Below are 15,828 nucleotides of genomic sequence, written 5' to 3' on the forward strand. Positions count from 1 at the left end.
GGCCGCACCACCGGCATGCATTGATCCCTGACCGAGGACAAGGCCATGAACCGCAGCGACGTACTGATCATTGGCGCCGGCCCCACCGGCCTGGTACTGGCGCTGTGGCTCGCCCGGCAGGGAATCAAGGTGCGGATCCTCGACCAGACCAGCGGCCCCGGCACCACGTCCCGGGCGCTGGCGGTACAGGCCCGGACCCTGGAGCTGTACCGTCAGCTCGACCTGACCCAGACCATCCTCGACCAGGGCCATCAAGTGCCGGCGGTCAATCTCTGGGTCCGTGGCGAACCCACTGCCCAGCTGCCGCTGGGGGCCATCGGCGCCGACCTGACACCCTACCCGTTCCTGGAAATTTTCCCCCAGGATCTGCACGAACAGCTGCTGATCGAGCGCCTGGCAAACCTGGGCGTCAGCGTGGAACGCAACACCCAATTGCTGGCCTTTGACGACCACGGCCACCTGCTCAGCGCCCGCCTGCGCGGTGCCGATGGCGTCGAGGAAACCTGCCAGGCCTATTACCTGGCCGGCTGCGACGGCGCCCACTCCACGGTGCGCAAGACCCTGGGCACGGGCTTCCCCGGCGGCACCTATGAACAAGTGTTCTACGTGGCCGACGTCGAAGCCAGCGGCCCGGCGCTGGATGGCCAGCTGCATATCGACCTCGACGAAGCGGACTTTCTCGCTGTGTTCCCCCTGGCCGACCCGGGCCACGCCCGGCTGATCGGCACCGTGCGCGACGCCCGTGCGCAGCACCCGCAGGCCCTGAAGTTCGAAGACGTCAGCCAGCGCGCCCTGCACCACCTCAAGGTCGAGGTGGCGCAGGTCAACTGGTTTTCCGCTTATCGGGTGCACCACCGGGTGGCCGAACAATTTCGTCGCGGCCGGGTGTTTCTGCTCGGCGACGCGGCCCATGTGCACAGCCCGGCCGGGGGCCAGGGCATGAACACCGGGATCGGAGACGCCATCAACCTGGCCTGGAAACTCGCCGCAGTATTGACCGGCAAGGCCACGCAAAGCCTGCTGGACACTTATGAAATCGAACGCATCGAGTTTGCCCGGCGCCTGGTGGCGACCACCGACCGGGTGTTCAGCTTCGCCACCGCCGACGGGCCGATTGCCAACCTGCTGCGCACGCGCCTGGCGCCGCTGCTGATCCCCCGGGTCGCGGCGCTGGAGTCGGCCCGCGAGCTGCTGTTTCGCACCGTGTCGCAGATCACCCTCAACTACCGGGGCATGCCCCTGAGCGTCGGCAGCAGCGGCCATGTGCATGGCGGTGATCGCCTGCCCTGGGCCCATGACGCCGACAGCGACAACTTCGCCAGCCTGGCGCTGATTGGCTGGCAAGTGCATGTGTATGGCGACACCAGCGATGAGTTGCAGGCCTGGTGCAGGGCCCATCAACTGCCCGTGCAGCAGTTTCCCTGGCACCCGGCCCACGCCACGGCGGGCCTGGCGCGCAACGGCTTTTACCTGCTGCGCCCGGACACCTACGTGGCGCTGGCCGAACGTTCGGCGGACCCCAAGGTGCTGGAGCGTTACTTTGCCGAACGCGACCTCACGCCCTGGAGCAACGGCGTACCCAAGCCCTAGAAGCTGGCCTTGACCGACAACATGAAGTTGCGCGGATCGCCGTAGAAGTTGCCGAAGCCTTCGGTGCCGACGGTCCGGTAGTAGCGCTTGTCGAACAGGTTGTTGCCGTTCAGGGCCAGGGACCAGGTGTCATCGATGCGGTAACCGATGCGCCCGTTCCAGATCGCATAACCGGCCTGGGAGATATGCCTGCTGCTGGTCGGCGAGGTGCGGTAGTTGTCGCTTTGCGCATTGACCCCGGCGCCAATGGAGAACTTGTCCAGCGCCCCGTCCAGGGCATAGTCGCCCCACACCCGCAGCAGGTGGCGCGGCACATAGGAGTTGCCCGCCGAACCGTTCTTGCTGGTATCGGCGTCTTCCAGGGTCTTGGTCTGGGTGTAGGTGTAGCCGGCCAGCAGTTGCAGGCGCTCGATCACTTCACCGCTGACTTCAGCCTCAAAGCCCTGGGCCCGGACCTTGCCCGAGTTCATCGAGCAGCTGCTGTCCGGGCACGCCGGGTCGTCCTGCACCGCATCTTCCTGCAGGGTGCGGAACAGGTTGAACGCGCTGTTCAGGCGCCCGTCGAACCACTCGCCCTTGATCCCCAGTTCGTAGTTCTTGCCGATCAGCGGCTTGAGCGATGAACCGTCGAAGCTGCGGTAGCTGCCCTGAGGCGTGAAGATATCCGAGTAGCTAGCGTAGGCGGTCAGGTTATCGTTGAGGTCATACAGCACCGCAGCAAAGGGCGTGACCTGGCCGGTTTCCTTGGACTTGGCGTTGATCGGCGTGCGCGTGTCCATCCAGTAACTGAGGGAGTCATTCTCCGAGCTGTACCAGCTGACGCGGCTGCCGACCACCAGGGTCAGCGGGTCGGCCAGCTTCAGGCGCAAGGTCGAATAAGCGCCGTATTGCTGGATATGGATGTCCACCGGGCCGCCCCGCGTGGAGTGGGTGTCGTAGTAGCTGTCGTCGGGCTCGGGGATGTGTTTATCCGGGTTGAACACATTCTGGCGCTGGGGCAATGCCGCCACCGCGTAGAAATCGTCCTTGCGCGAACGACTGGCATTGGTCCCGACAATCAGTTCGTGCTCCTGGCCAAAGGCCTGGAATTTGCCATCGACGTAGGCATCGAAGCCGTAGTCGACCTGATCGTAGTCATAGATGCTGCCCAGCATCAGGGTGTTGCTGCTGGTGCTGCCCACCGGCACCGCGCCACTCGGGAAGGCGTACGCGATGTCCTGGGTGTTCTTGCTGTAGACCCCGGCCACCTTGAGCGCCCAGTTGTCATCGAACTGGTGCTTGAGATCGCCGAAGTAGGTGATTTTCTTGCTGCGCGAGTTGTTCCAGGCGGTGTTGAGGCAGGTGGAACGGCTGAGCTTCAGGTCGCTGCCGTCGCTGTAGCGTGGCAGGCCGCCCCAGCATGGGGTGGAATCCACATCTTCATACGCCAGACCCAGGCCCAGGGTGGTGTCGGGGCTGAGGTCGAAGTCCAGGGCGCCGTAGTACACCTGATCGCGGCGCTCGGCATTGTCGTAGAAATACTGCCGGCTCTGCTGGGCTACCACGGCCCGGCCACGAATGGTGCCGGATTCATTCAACGGGCCGCCCGTATCGACCTGGCCCCGGTAGTTGTCCCAGGAGCCGGCCGACATCGTCAGCTCGGTGTGGGGGGTGGCCTGGCCGCGCTTGCGCACAAAGTTCACCGAACCTGCGGTGCCGCCCGCGCCCTTGAGCATCCCGGCGGCGCCGCGCAACACTTCGACCCGGTCATAAAAAGCCATGTCGCTGTTGAAGCTGTCGGCCTGCACGTAGCTGCTGCCCATGTCCAGCGGCACGCCGTCGAACTGGTACTGGCCGGTCATGCGAAAGCCCCGGGAGTAGAAGTATCTGCCGCCCATGGGCGAGTCGTAGAGAGTGATGCCGGGGGTCTTTTCCATCACCTGATCGATGGTGTCGAGGTGCTGGTCATCCATCATCTTGCGCGTGATGACCGTCACCGACTGCGGGGTTTCCTTCAGCGAATGGGCACCCTTGCTGATGGTCACCGCGCCGGTAGTGTAGGAGCCCGAGCCTTCGGTGGTGGCGTTCAGCGCCTGGGCCTGGACGCTGGTCACACCCAACTCGAGGGCCGAGCCGGCATTGGGCGCGGCGCGCAGCACGTAGCTGCCGTTGCTCTGCGGTTCGGCCTGCAGGCCGCTGCCGGAGAGGATCCGGGCAAAGCCTTCGTCGACCCCGTAATCACCCTTGAGCCCTGCCGATCGCCGCCCTTCGGTCTGCTGCGCATCGAAGGAAATCGCCGCCCCGGCGGCACTGGCAAAACGGCTCAGGACCTCGGTCAGGTTGCCCGCGGCGATATCGAAACTGCGCACCGCGCCCTGCTGGACGGGGCTTTCGGCCATGGCCAGCGGCAGCGTGAGCGCCGAGTACAACGCGACCATTCCCCACAACCCTGCCTTCACCGCAATCGACAGCCCCGCCGGCTTCGGCTTGTGAACTTCAGACATGCTTTCCCTTCCCCAATGACAAAAATGAATCCACTGGGGGATAAGCCGAACCAGGGGCAAAAAAACTGCAAAGGCTAATGAGAATTTTTCAAAAAAACTGCTCAGGCCCCGGAAACCGTGACCCAGTAAGGCGTGTAGCGATTGATCGTGAGGGAGAAACCGCTCTGCAACGCCGCCAGCGCCAGGTCGGTGTTATCGATGGGAAAGGCCCCGGAGATTTTCAGGTCGGCGATGCGCGAATCGCAGCGCACGACACCGCGCCGGTAACGCGACAGGTCGGCCAGCAACTCGCCCAACGGCCGATTGATGGCAATGATGCTGCCCTGGCGCCAGGCGCCCAGGGTGACGTCATTGAGCGCCACCGTGCCCAGGCCCTGAGCGTTCAACTGCAGGTGCCGGCCCGCGTCCAGGCGCAGGGGCGCACCGGCACCGCTCGGGCTGACCTGCAGTGCCTGGTCCATGGCTGCCACCTGGTCCCCCTCGGCCGACGAGCGCACCAGGAACCGCGCGCCCGAGGCCAGAACCTGGCCGTAGCGGGTGTCGACCCGCAACGGTCGCTGCAAGGGATCGACCACGCTGTTGACCAGAATCTCGCCCCAGAGCAATTCCAGCACCCGCTGCTGGCCATCGAAACGCACATTGACCGACGTGTCGGTGTTGAGCAGCAGCGAACTGCCGTCCGCCAGGCGCACTTCGCGGCGTTCGCCGACCTCGGTGCGGTAGTCGGCCAGCAGGTTCTGCGCGGTTTCGCTGCGCCAGCCGAGGGCGCCCAGGGAACCGGCCGCAGCCACCAGCACCAGCCCGCGCAGGACCTCGCGCCGCGAATGGCTGGCACCGCGCAGGGTCGGCGCGGCCAGGCGCCCCGGCACGGCGGCCATCTGCTCGCCGACCTGCTGCATGCGCGTCCACGCCTCACGGTGCAGCAGGTCGGCAGCCAGCCACTGGTGCCAGGCCTGTTGTTCCTGTTCGGTCTGGCTGCCGGACCTGAGCCGCGCATACCAGCGCGCAGCGGCGCTGATGGCTTGCAGTTCGGCAGCTGATAGTTGCGGGCCGGACAGGCTCATGGGCACTGCATCCGGATCTGCATCAGACAGCAATGCTCCATGGCCTTGGCCATGTAGTTGTTCACCGAACGCTCGGAGATCCCCAGGCGCTCGGCAATCTGCGGGTAGGTCAAGCCGTCGAACTGCGACAGGATGAACGCCTGGCGCACCTTGCTGCCCAGGCCTTCGAGCATGCGGTCGATGTCCAGCAGCGCCTGCAACAGGATCGCCTGCTCTTCCGGCGATGGGTACTCGGCCTCGGGCACGTTGGCCAGGGCCTCCAGGTAGGACTGCTCCAGGGAGCGGCGGCGGAACAGGTCGATCAGCAGGCCCTTGGCGACCCGCGACAGATAGGGCCGCGGCTCGCGGATTTCCATGGCATTGCGCGCCGTGATCACCCGTACGAACGTGTCCTGGACCAGGTCCGCGGCATCGCAGGCATTGCCCAAGCGCTGGCGCAACCAGCCGTGCAACCAGCTCTGGTGCTCGGAGTAGAGGGTGTTGACGGCGCTGCGAAGGGACAAGTCGTCGGCGGGCATGACACAGAAAATTCACGTTTGATAATGAATCGCATTGTCATGTAGCACTCAGGGCTTGGCAATAGCCATCATCCGGGTTTGTTCAATCGCGATGGGCTCATGACCGATCGACCGATCTCGGTAAGGGAGGTGGACCGTGACGCGGGCCCTCTATCGACTTTTTGCAATCACACCCGTCATGTATTGATTCAAGTCGCGAAAATCCTGAACTTTCCACGAGAACGGCGCCAGCTTTACACCGTTCTCTTGCAAGGTCTTTGGAATCAGGTTGCCGTTGGGGCGAAGGATTACCGACGACACGATAACCCCCGGATAATCATTCAGACGCTTCTTGAACGCGGACGTCGTGAGGTCGGGTGTAGGAGGATTGCTTTTATTGGCCAGTGGCCCTGTGGCCTTGATATCGGCTCCGTGGCACATGGCGCATCTCTGCAGATAGAGCGTCTTGCCATTGGCAATATCCGCAACGGAAAGTGATGTTTGAAGCAGCGATAACACCCCTAGCGAAGCGATGAACAATCTTCTTATTTTCATGTGCCACATGTCCTTATGGTGTCAATCAGCTCTGACTCCAGGGCTATCCCGACAGCGCCACCGCAACCCTCCATGTTCTCGATGATGCTCAAACCGAGAGGGCTGATTGGCAATGGGCCGCGCCCCACAAACCTGACTTCAATACGTTGATTTAGTTGAACAAACACTAATCACGGTGATTAGAAGCGCGCCATTCTCCTTTGGCGCGTACTGGCTTGCAAGGAGCGTCCGGAAGGACTTGTGAGCCCTCAGGGATCAGCCCGGGTTCGCCGCCAATGCCTCAGCCCTGCCGGAAACGGTGCCGTGGGCACCCGGGCACCAAGTAGTCGATGGCGAACAGGTCGCCGGACTCGGGGTAGCGCGCCAGTTCCTCGGCGCTCATGGCGAAGCGGGCACTGGTGATAAACAGGGTGCGCAGGTCCGGCCCGCCGAAACAGCAACTGGTGGGACGTGGCACTGGCATCGCCAGCTCCCGGGTCAATTCGCCGTGACGGTCGTAGTGCAACAGACAGCCGCCGTTGAACTGGCAGACCCAGATCCCGCCTTCGCGGTCGATGGCCAGGCCGTCGGGGCGGCCCAGGTGCGCCGGGGTTTCGGCAAAGACCGAGACCGGCCCCAGCCCGCCCTCGCCCGCCGCGTAAGGCGCCTGGTAGATTCGCCGCGCCACCGAATCGACAAAAAACAGCTGCCGGCCGTCTTCGGACCAGACCAGCCCGTTGGGCAGGCCCAGGGGCTGGTGCAGCAGACTGGAGCCGAGCTGACGGTCGTAGCGCAGCAGTTTGCCGCTGTCCGGGCTGTGGCCCTCGTCCATCAGCCCTGTGACAAATCGCCCCTGCGGGTCGCAGGCGCCGTCGTTGAAGCGCCAGGAGGCCGGCCCGGCCAACGCCGCCGAGCGCTGAACAGGTGCCAGGCTCCGGCTATCGAGAATCGCCACGGCAGTGTCTTCGGTGAAGATCAGGTTTCCACTGTCGGTCAGGGCCAGGGCGCCAATCCGTGCCGCACTGCGGTACAGGGTGGCGAGTGTGCCCCCGGCATCCAGGCGATGGATGCGACCGCCGGAGATATCGACAAAGTACAGAATCTGCCGCTGCTCATCCCAGACCGGGCTTTCGCCAAGGTCGGCCTGGGCCTTGGCCACCCGGCGCACCCTCAAAGGCTCAGGCATGCCGTGTCTCCTTGATGCTGGCCCACAACCGGGCGACGTCGACGGCGCTGGCGGCGTGCACCCGGGCCAGGTCCAGCGGGTAGTCGACGCCGGGATTTTCCTCGAAGCGGGTGGCGCTGAACTGGCCGTTGCTGGCCCGCAGGATATAGCCGCTGTCGTGGCAATCGGCGCTGGCCAGGTAGATGACACCCGGCGCCACCGCTTCGGGCGTGAGGTCCGGCGGCTGGCCGGAGATACCCCACATGCGTGTCTTGGCCACCGGCGACACGGCGTTGACCAAAATCCCGTGCGCGGCGCCCTCCATGCTCAACGCGTTCATGATCCCCAGTTGCGCCATCTTGCCGGCGGCATAGGCCACCAGTCCGGCCTGGGCGTAACGCTGGTACATGGCCCGGTCCGAAGTGGTCAGCACCACCCGTGGCGCCGGCGATTGCCGAAGGTGCGGCCAGGCATGCTTGCAGAGCCAGATCGGCGCCTGGATATTCACCGCCACGGCCCGCTCGATAAACCCGGTGTCCACGCTTTCGATGGGCTGGTAACCGACCCAGCCGGCGTTGTGAATCAGAATGTCCAGGCCGCCAAAGGCGTCCAGGGCACGCGCGATCAACTGCTGGCAACCCGCCTCCTCGGCCAGGCTGCTGCTGTCGCCCAGTACCGACAAACCGTCGGCTTGCAGGCTGCGTGCGGCCTCCTGGACCACGTCGGCATCGCTGCCGACTCCGCTGCGATCAGTGCCCGGGTCATTGATCAGCACCTGGGCGCCCCGTTCGGCCAGCGCCCGTGCATACACCAGGCCCAAGCCGCGGCCAGCGCCAGTAACGATGGCGGTCCTACCTTTGAAATTCATGCTGGAGTCCTCCTTTTTTTCCAGCCTAACAACAATGAAATCAAGGGTTTAATACTTAATACAGGCGCTTTTGAGACGTTCCAGGTATCAGCCACAACGCCGCGCGGCGACCCGATGGCAGGGGCCCATGGTCAGGACCGGGCGAGAAAGTTATTCTGCCGCCACTCGCGCCCGAACCGGTGGCGCTCCACCAAGGATGGACACGGCGAATGAGATTCGCGATCGGCCTGTTTTTCTGCTGTGCGCTCGGCACCGCCCTGAATGCCCACGCGGCAGAAACCGTCAACGACATCACTCAGCTCAACCCCATCGTGGTCGACCAGGTGGCCCGGCCCACGACCCTGGAGCAGATCGCGCAACTGGTGGCCACCCACCCCGGGCCCATCGCCATCGGTGGCGGGCGCTACAGCATGGGCGGCCAGACCGCCACCGAGCATGCGTTGCAGATCGATATGCGCGGTTTCAACCGGGTGCTGGATTTTTCCAAAGAGCGCAAGGAGATCACGGTCCAGCCGGGGATCACCTGGCGGGCCCTGCAAGACGTTATCGACCCCCATGACCTGTCTGTCAGCATCATGCAGAGCTACGCCAACTTCACCGTTGGCGGCGCCCTGAGCGTCAACGCCCACGGGCGTTACGTCGGTTATGGCCCGCTGGTGACCTCGGTCAAGGCCATCAAGCTGGTGCTGGCCGACGGTCAGGTGGTCGAGGCCAGCCCGCAGCACAACGCCGATCTGTTCTACGGCGCCATCGGCGGCTACGGCGGCCTGGGGGTGATAGTCGAAGCCACCCTGCGCCTGAGCGATAACGTGCGCCTGTTGCGCAGCGTCGAAGAGATGCCCCTGAGCGACTACCGGCCCTTTTTCTTCAAACAGATCGAGCACGATCCCAAGGTCATCCTGCACAACGCCGTGCTCTACCCCGACCAGTATCAGACCCTGCGCGCCGTGTCCTACCGCCAGACCGAGCTGCCGCTCACCGTCGCCGAACGCCTGACACCCCTGGACCGCAACTACTGGAAAGAACAGAAAGCCTTGAAGGTCGTGAGCCAGTGGCCCATGGGCAAGACCCTGCGCCAGGATGTGATCGACCCGCTGGTGTTGAAGAAGCCACAAGTGAGCTGGCGCAACCACGAAGCCAGCCTCGACGTGCGCGAACTAGAACCCGACTCCCGGGCCAAGCGCACGTACGTGCTGCAGGAATATTTCGTGCCCCCGGCGCAACTGGAGAGCTTTATCCAGGAGATGGGCGCCACCCTGCGCGCGCACCAGGTCAACGTGATCAACCTGTCGATCCGCCACGCCAAGGCAGATCCCGGCACCCTGCTGGCCTGGGCCAAGACCGACGTCTTCGCGCTCGTACTGTATTACCAGCAGAGCACCGCGCCGGCAGCGCGGGATGACGTGCGGGAATGGACCCGGACCCTGGTGGACAGCGCGATCGAGCGTGGTGGCAGCTATTACCTGCCCTACCAGATCCACGCCACGCCGGCGCAGTTTCGCGCGGCCTATCCACGGGCGCCCGAGTTTTTTGCGCTCAAGGCACGGGTCGATCCAGGGAATAAATTTCGCAATAAATTGTGGGATGCGTATGGGGTCGGAGGTTAAACCCGGGCCCACGCACACTGCCCGTTCATGCTATGGATTGCCGCCCCTTCGCCGCTTGCCCGGAGAACCCCTCGAATGATCGAAACCCGCCTGCTCAGGCAGTTTATCGCCGTGGCCCAGGAGCTGAATTTTCACCGCGCGGCGATCCGCCTGCACATGGCCCAGCCGCCCCTGAGCCAGGCAATCAACCGCCTGGAAGACAAACTCGGCTTCAGCCTGTTCACCCGGGACAAGCGCGAAGTGCGGCTGACCGTGGCCGGCGCGGACTTTCTCGCCACCGCCCACGCCACCCTCCAGACCCTGGAGCACGGCGTCGAACAGGCACGCAAAGTGGCCAAGGGCATGGCCGGCAGCTTGACGGTCACCGCCATTTCCATCGCCGGCTACCCGTTTTTGCTGCACAGCCTCAAGGCCTTTCGCCAGGCCTACCCGCAGGTGCAGTTGATCATCCGCGAGATGCCGTCCGCCGAGCAGGCCAAGGCGCTGCTGACCGGCGACAGCGACATCGCCTTTATGCGCCAGTTGCCGCTGCCGGGCGGTCATCTGGCGTCACGGCTGATTCTCGATGAACCCGTGCTGCTGGCCCTGCCCCGCGATCACGCGCTGGCCGCGCACAGCGAGGTGCGGTTGCAGGACTGTGCCACCGAGGATTTTGTGTTTACCCCGCAAGTGCTGGGCAGCGGGTACCACGCACAGTTGATTGCCTTGTGCGAAAGCGCCGGTTTCTACCCGCGCATCGTGCAGGAGGCGGCGCAGATCCAGACCCTGCTGGGCCTGGTGGCCTGCGGTTTCGGTGTAGCCCTGGTGCCGCAATCGTTCGCCGCCAGCGGCCTCAGGGATGAGCTGGTGTTGCGCCCGCTGGCCCCGGTCAGCCAGACGCCGAACCCGGGCATCGGCCTGTACATGAACTGGAACCGGCTGCCGGCATCGATCCCGCTGGAGAACCTGCAGGCGCTGCTGGAGCAGCACCTGCCGCCGGCTGCGGCCTGATCCGGGTCAGATCCCGTCGCGGGCCAGGTCCATGGCGAAGTAGGTGAAAATCAGGTCGGCGCCGGCACGCTTGATCGAACCCAGGCTTTCACGCACCACCCGCTGCTCGTCGATGGCACCGGCCAGGGCGCCGAATTTGATCATGGCGTACTCGCCACTGACCTGATACGCGGTCAGCGGCAGGCGCGACACTTCACGGATATCGCGAATGATGTCGAGGTAGGCCCCCGCCGGCTTGACCATCAGTGAATCAGCGCCTTCCTGCTCGTCGAGCAACGACTCGCGCACCGCTTCGCGGCGATTCATCGGGTTCATCTGGTAGCTCTTGCGGTCACCCTTGAGCGCGCTGCCGCCGGCTTCACGGAACGGGCCGTAGAGCGCCGAGGCGAACTTGGTCGAGTAGGCCATGATCGCCACGTGGCTGAAGCCGGCCTGGTCCAGGGCCCGGCGAATGGCCTGGACCTGACCGTCCATGGCCGCCGACGGCGCGATCACGTCGGCGCCGGCACGGGCCGCGGCCACGGCCTGCTTGCCCAGGTTGATCAGGGTCTGGTCATTGTCCACTTCATGGCCGTGCACCACGCCGCAATGGCCGTGGTCGGTGTATTCGCAGAAGCAGGTGTCGGACATCACGATCATTTCCGGCACGGCGTCCTTGGCGATACGCGACATGCGCGACACCAGGCCGTTGTCATTCCAGGTGTCGCTGCCGGTGCTGTCCAGGTGGTGGGACACGCCAAAGGTCATCACCGACTTGATCCCGGCCCGGGCGTAGCGCTCGATTTCGCCCGCCAGCCTGGACTCGGGGATGCGCATCACCCCCGGCATGCTCTTGATCGGCACGAAGTCGTCGATTTCTTCCTCGACGAAAATGGGCAGCACCAGGTCGTTGAGGGTGAACTCGGTTTCCTGGAACAGGCTGCGCATTTGCTCGGTGCGACGCAGGCGACGTGGACGGGCTTCGGGGAACTGGCTGGACATGGGATTTCCTAACGGCAGGCCAAGTGTAAACAGGACCAAAGTCTAAAAAGGGGCAAAGCTTATGCCTTGAATGCCAAGGGCACAAACACCGCTTTGCCAAGAGTATTTTTCCGCTTTCGTAACAATGGAATTGTTGACTAGTATTGGCCTCCCCCCCGTGACAGGAGTCACTCCGATGTTCGATATCCAGAACTACGGCAGTTTTATTGCCGCTATCGTGATTTTCCAGATGATTCCTGGCGCCGGCACCCTGACCATTCTCAATGCCACGGCGCGCAATGGCGTCAACGCGGGGATCGGCGCGGCGATGGGCACCCTGCTCGGGGACATCATCTATATGGTCGCCGCCGTCGCCGGGCTGGCCGCGCTGATGCAGGCCAACCCAATGTTGTTCCAGGGCCTGCAATGGTTCGGCGCGGCCTACCTGTGCTGGATGGGCGTGCAGTTGCTGCGCACCCCGATTAAGGCGGAAGACTCGGGGCTCGAGCCCAAAACCTCGGGCTGGGTCTATTTCCGCACCGGGCTGGCCGTGGCCATGACCAACCCGAAAGTGATTCTGTTTTTCGTGGCGTTTTTCCCGCTGTTCATTCGTCCGGACGGCTCCAGCATGACCCTGCTGGTGATGATGCTGCACATCACCGCCATCAGCCTGGTGTATCAGGTCGGCCTGGTGCTCCTGGGCAACGCCGCGGCGATCCGCCTCAAGGCCCTGCCCATGGCGCGGCGCATCGCGACCCGGGTTGCCGGCCTGGCGCTGATCGGTTTTGGCATCAAGCTGGCGACCAACAACCGCTGATGACCCTGGCCCCCGGTGCGCCGGGGGCCGGGTGTTGGCTCACAGGTCGAGGCGGCCCTGAATGCAGGTCACGACCGCGCCACCGATCCAGATTTCCTCGCCCCGCTGCTGCACGTGAATCCTGCCCGCCCGGCCCATGCTCAGGCCCTGGCTCACCACGTAGCTCGACGGCGCCAGGCCCGCACCCAGCAGCCATTGGGCGATTCCGGCATTGAGGCTGCCGGTGGCCGGGTCTTCGGGCATGCCGTCCCCGGCGATAAAGGCCCGCACTTCAAACTGCGCATCGGTATCGTCGCGTTGCGGGTCGCATGGGGCGATAACGCCTACGGCCAGGCCTTGCAGCTGCGGGTAATCGGGTTGCAACTCCAGCACTTGCTGGCGTTCGGCGAGCATCAGCGCCATCCAGCCGGCGCCGTTATCGACCCATTGCGCCTCGACAATCGCCCCCGGCGCCAACCCCAGGCCACGCCGCGCCTGCTCCAGCAACTCGGGCTCGACCGCACCCGAGCGCAACAGCGGCGGCGCGAGAAAAGCCAGGTCCGCGCCCTGGCGCCGAATGCGCACCAGGCCGACCTCGCACTCCTGAATCACCTCCTCGCCCTGGGGCACGCCACCGGCTTGCAACCAGGCATGGCAACTGCCCAGGGTCGGATGACCGGCGAAGGGCAACTCTTCCAGGGTGGTGAAAATCCGCAGCCGATAGTCGGCCCGCGGGTCCCGGGGCTTGAGCACAAAGGTGGTTTCGCTGAGGTTGGTCCAGCGGGCGAAGGCCGCCATGCGCTCATCACTCAACTCATCGGCCCCCAGCACCACCGCCAGCGGATTGCCCTTGAGCGGTTGGGTACTGAACACATCCACTTGCCTGAAATCGAATTGGCGCATTGCCGTTCCCGGGTTGAATTAGCACGCTGAAGAAGGGTTATCGGATAGCGCTGTAGCCGCCAGGCTCGGACCGCGTTCGGGCGCTGGCCCGAGCCTTCGGCAGCGGCTACAGGTTTACACCGGCTTGGGGATTTCCAGGCCGCGGATCACGGCGGGCCGGGCCAGGAAGCGGTCCAGCACCCGTTGCACGTTGGGGAAGTCCTTGAAGCCCACCAGATCGCCAGCCTCATAGAAGCCGATCAGGTTGCGCACCCAGGGGAAGACCGCGATATCGGCGATGGTGTAGCGCTCGCCCATGATCCAGTCACGGCCGGTCAGGCGCCCTTCGAGCACGCCCAGCAGGCGCTTGGATTCAGCCACGTAACGGTCGCGCGGACGCTTGTCCTCGTAGTCCTTGCCGGCAAATTTATTGAAGAAGCCAAGCTGGCCGAACATCGGGCCGATGCCGCCCATCTGCCACATCAGCCACTGGATCGTCTCGTAGCGCGCAGCCGATTCCTGGGCCAGCAATTGCCCGCTCTTATCGGCCAGGTAAATCAGGATCGCCCCCGATTCGAACAAGGCCAGCGGCTGGTCGCCCGGGCCGTGGGGGTCGAGAATCGCCGGGATCTTGTTGTTGGGGTTCAACGACAGGAACTCGGCGGACAACTGATCGTTGGTGTCGAAACCGACGCGGTGCGGCTCGTAGGGCAGGCCGATTTCCTCGAGCATGATCGAGACCTTGACCCCGTTGGGCGTGGGCAAGGAGTACAGCTGTATCCAGTCAGCAAACTGCGCGGGCCACTTCTGGGTGATGGGAAAGGCTGAGAGATCAGTCATGACAGGTTTCCAGTGACGGTCAGGGGGGCTGTGCCGCAGGCGCTAGAGCGGCGGCGGATCGATTATAAGCGTCACGCGGCGAGACGCATTCTTAAATCGGCAACATCCTGTGGTTAAGCTCGCTCACACCCTGGGGCCAAGGCGCATACAGTGCCATCAGCCTGCCAGGATCGAACCAAAAGCCGTGCAGGGACTCAGACAACTACCTTCGGGTGGATGCATCGCTTATGACAGGGAAAACCACAGGCCACCGCCAGGGTGCCGTGCAAAGGTTTGTCAGCCTCAATCGAATGCGCTGAAGAACACCTATTCAATGACCAAGCTGCTGAACCTCGCCAAACGCCTTAAACATCGCGGTTACATCGTGCTCCCGGCCCTGTTGCTCGTCAGCGGCCTGCTGCTGTCGCTGGAGTCCGGCGAGAGCCGCGCCCAGCCGGCCGACGGTACCCAGACCCTGGTGTTCCTGCGCCACGCGGAAAAACCCGCCGGCGGTCTCGGCCAGCTCAATTGCCAGGGCCTGAACCGCGCCATCGACCTGGCCTCGCTGCTGCCCGAAAAATTCGGCAAGGCCGACTACGTGTTCGCCGCCAACCCGACGCGCAATGTCGAAGAAGGCGAGTTCGATAATTCCTACAGCTACATCCGTCCGCTTATGACCATCAGCCCCAGCGCAATCAAGCTCGGCCTGCCGGTGAACATCGAGTTTTCGGCCAACGACACCAGTGCCCTGGCCGATGAGCTGCTCGAAGACCGCTACCACAACTCGATTATCTACACCGCCTGGTCCCACGGTTACCTGCCGGAACTGATCAACAAGGTGGCCCAGGAAGCCGTCGGCGATAAGCGCACCATCACCGACGATTGGGCTTCCAACGATTTCGACACCCTGTATGTGCTGACCCTGACCTGGCACAACGGCAAGGCCACCCTGCTCAGCCGCAACTACAAGCAAGGCCTGGACAACGGCCAGGAAAGTTGCCCGAGCTGACCCCTAGGCCGGGACCTGGGTGCCCTGATGGAAGATCATCTGCCAGCGCCCCTGGTCAAAGCGCCAGATCGAACTGCGGCGGGAATCGAGCGCCGGCTGCCCGGCGGTCTCGGCGCGACGACAGCGATAGGTCGCCAGCACCAGCACGTCCGACAGACGCTTGACCGAAAAATCACTGATGCTGCGCTCGACGAACTCATCCCCGGGCAGGCGTTGCAGCACTTCGGAACGGTGCCAGGTGCCACCGCTGGCGCCGAACTCAAAAAAGTCCTCGGCCAACAGTGCCCGCAACTTTTCGCGGTCGGCGCGGACCTCGGCCTGCAGCAGGCGGTTTTCCAGATCGAGCAATTGTTGATGCAGACTCATGGGGTTCTCCTCCTTGGATAATCGACAGGCCAGGCCTCCTGGCCACGTCATCGATGCCGCGGCATCACGCACTCAGGCGTGTTGCAGCCCGTAGGCTGAAATAAACGGCGCCCGATCATTAACCGGTGGCGCCCCCCCTGTCCAGCCTCTTGCCGCGCCGCTGACAACCCGGCCAGCACGGTACGCCGTGCCAAAGGA

The 15,828-nt window shown here is 64.1% G+C and carries 15 protein-coding genes; 5 read left to right on the forward strand and 10 right to left on the reverse strand.

What is annotated here, in order from left to right:
- The first annotated feature begins 45 nt into the window (after positions 1-45).
- The gene (locus AC19YX_RS05000; RefSeq protein WP_421547260.1) at positions 46-1,590 is read left to right on the forward strand and encodes an FAD-dependent oxidoreductase; all 1,545 of its coding nucleotides are present in this window, start codon (positions 46-48) and stop codon (positions 1,588-1,590) included.
- Here AC19YX_RS05000 and AC19YX_RS05005 read toward each other — a convergent pair.
- The 6 genes from AC19YX_RS05005 to AC19YX_RS05030 form a co-directional block, all read right to left on the reverse strand.
- On the reverse strand, positions 1,587-4,073 hold the full coding sequence (locus AC19YX_RS05005) for a TonB-dependent siderophore receptor (RefSeq protein ID WP_500605799.1): 2,487 nt from the start codon (positions 4,071-4,073) through the stop codon (positions 1,587-1,589). The genes AC19YX_RS05000 and AC19YX_RS05005 overlap by 4 nt on opposite strands.
- A 101-nt stretch (positions 4,074-4,174) precedes the next feature.
- Positions 4,175-5,137 carry a FecR domain-containing protein gene (locus AC19YX_RS05010; RefSeq protein WP_078473638.1) on the reverse strand — a complete coding sequence of 321 codons (963 nt, stop codon included), beginning with the start codon at positions 5,135-5,137 and terminating at the stop codon, positions 4,175-4,177.
- Positions 5,134-5,655: a sigma-70 family RNA polymerase sigma factor gene (locus AC19YX_RS05015; RefSeq protein WP_078473639.1), complete on the reverse strand. Its 522-nt coding sequence runs from the start codon at positions 5,653-5,655 to the stop codon at positions 5,134-5,136. The genes AC19YX_RS05010 and AC19YX_RS05015 overlap by 4 nt, the downstream gene beginning before the upstream one ends.
- 150 nt (positions 5,656-5,805) lie before the next feature.
- Positions 5,806-6,189, reverse strand: coding sequence for a c-type cytochrome (locus AC19YX_RS05020; protein WP_078473640.1), 384 nt, complete (start codon positions 6,187-6,189; stop codon positions 5,806-5,808).
- 280 nt (positions 6,190-6,469) lie between these two features.
- On the reverse strand, positions 6,470-7,354 hold the full coding sequence (locus AC19YX_RS05025) for an SMP-30/gluconolactonase/LRE family protein (RefSeq protein WP_500605800.1): 885 nt from the start codon (positions 7,352-7,354) through the stop codon (positions 6,470-6,472).
- On the reverse strand, positions 7,347-8,201 hold the full coding sequence (locus AC19YX_RS05030) for an SDR family NAD(P)-dependent oxidoreductase (protein WP_500605801.1): 855 nt from the start codon (positions 8,199-8,201) through the stop codon (positions 7,347-7,349). The genes AC19YX_RS05025 and AC19YX_RS05030 overlap by 8 nt, the downstream gene beginning before the upstream one ends.
- 209 nt (positions 8,202-8,410) lie before the next feature.
- On the opposite strand from AC19YX_RS05030, the gene AC19YX_RS05035 reads away from it, so the two are divergent.
- The gene (locus tag AC19YX_RS05035) at positions 8,411-9,808 is read left to right on the forward strand and encodes an FAD-binding oxidoreductase (protein ID WP_500605802.1); all 1,398 of its coding nucleotides are present in this window, start codon (positions 8,411-8,413) and stop codon (positions 9,806-9,808) included.
- 75 nt (positions 9,809-9,883) lie between these two features.
- Entirely contained in the window at positions 9,884-10,798 is a 915-nt protein-coding gene (locus tag AC19YX_RS05040) for a LysR family transcriptional regulator (protein ID WP_500605803.1), read from the forward strand.
- A gap of 6 nt (positions 10,799-10,804) precedes the next feature.
- Here AC19YX_RS05040 and hemB read toward each other — a convergent pair whose 3' ends face one another.
- The gene (gene hemB, locus AC19YX_RS05045; RefSeq protein ID WP_500605804.1) at positions 10,805-11,779 is read right to left on the reverse strand and encodes a porphobilinogen synthase; all 975 of its coding nucleotides are present in this window, start codon (positions 11,777-11,779) and stop codon (positions 10,805-10,807) included.
- 175 nt (positions 11,780-11,954) lie between these two features.
- On the opposite strand from hemB, the gene AC19YX_RS05050 reads away from it, so the two are divergent.
- The gene (locus tag AC19YX_RS05050; RefSeq protein ID WP_078473645.1) at positions 11,955-12,575 is read left to right on the forward strand and encodes a LysE family translocator; all 621 of its coding nucleotides are present in this window, start codon (positions 11,955-11,957) and stop codon (positions 12,573-12,575) included.
- A 39-nt stretch (positions 12,576-12,614) separates the two neighbouring features.
- Here AC19YX_RS05050 and AC19YX_RS05055 read toward each other — a convergent pair whose 3' ends face one another.
- The gene (locus tag AC19YX_RS05055) at positions 12,615-13,457 is read right to left on the reverse strand and encodes a PhzF family phenazine biosynthesis protein (RefSeq protein ID WP_500605805.1); all 843 of its coding nucleotides are present in this window, start codon (positions 13,455-13,457) and stop codon (positions 12,615-12,617) included.
- Between the two features lie 114 nt (positions 13,458-13,571).
- Entirely contained in the window at positions 13,572-14,276 is a 705-nt protein-coding gene (locus AC19YX_RS05060; RefSeq protein WP_078473647.1) for a glutathione binding-like protein, read from the reverse strand.
- Positions 14,277-14,589: 313 nt separating this feature from the next.
- On the opposite strand from AC19YX_RS05060, the gene AC19YX_RS05065 reads away from it, so the two are divergent.
- Positions 14,590-15,264, forward strand: coding sequence for a histidine phosphatase family protein (locus AC19YX_RS05065; RefSeq protein WP_078473648.1), 675 nt, complete (start codon positions 14,590-14,592; stop codon positions 15,262-15,264).
- A gap of 3 nt (positions 15,265-15,267) precedes the next feature.
- Here the strand turns inward: AC19YX_RS05065 and AC19YX_RS05070 are convergent, their stop codons facing one another.
- Positions 15,268-15,630, reverse strand: a complete 363-nt coding sequence (locus tag AC19YX_RS05070) for a nuclear transport factor 2 family protein (protein ID WP_078473649.1) — start codon at positions 15,628-15,630, stop codon at positions 15,268-15,270.
- Positions 15,631-15,828: the final 198 nt, after the last annotated feature.

The sequence above is a fragment of the Pseudomonas sp. MF09150 genome, assembly GCF_059862355.1.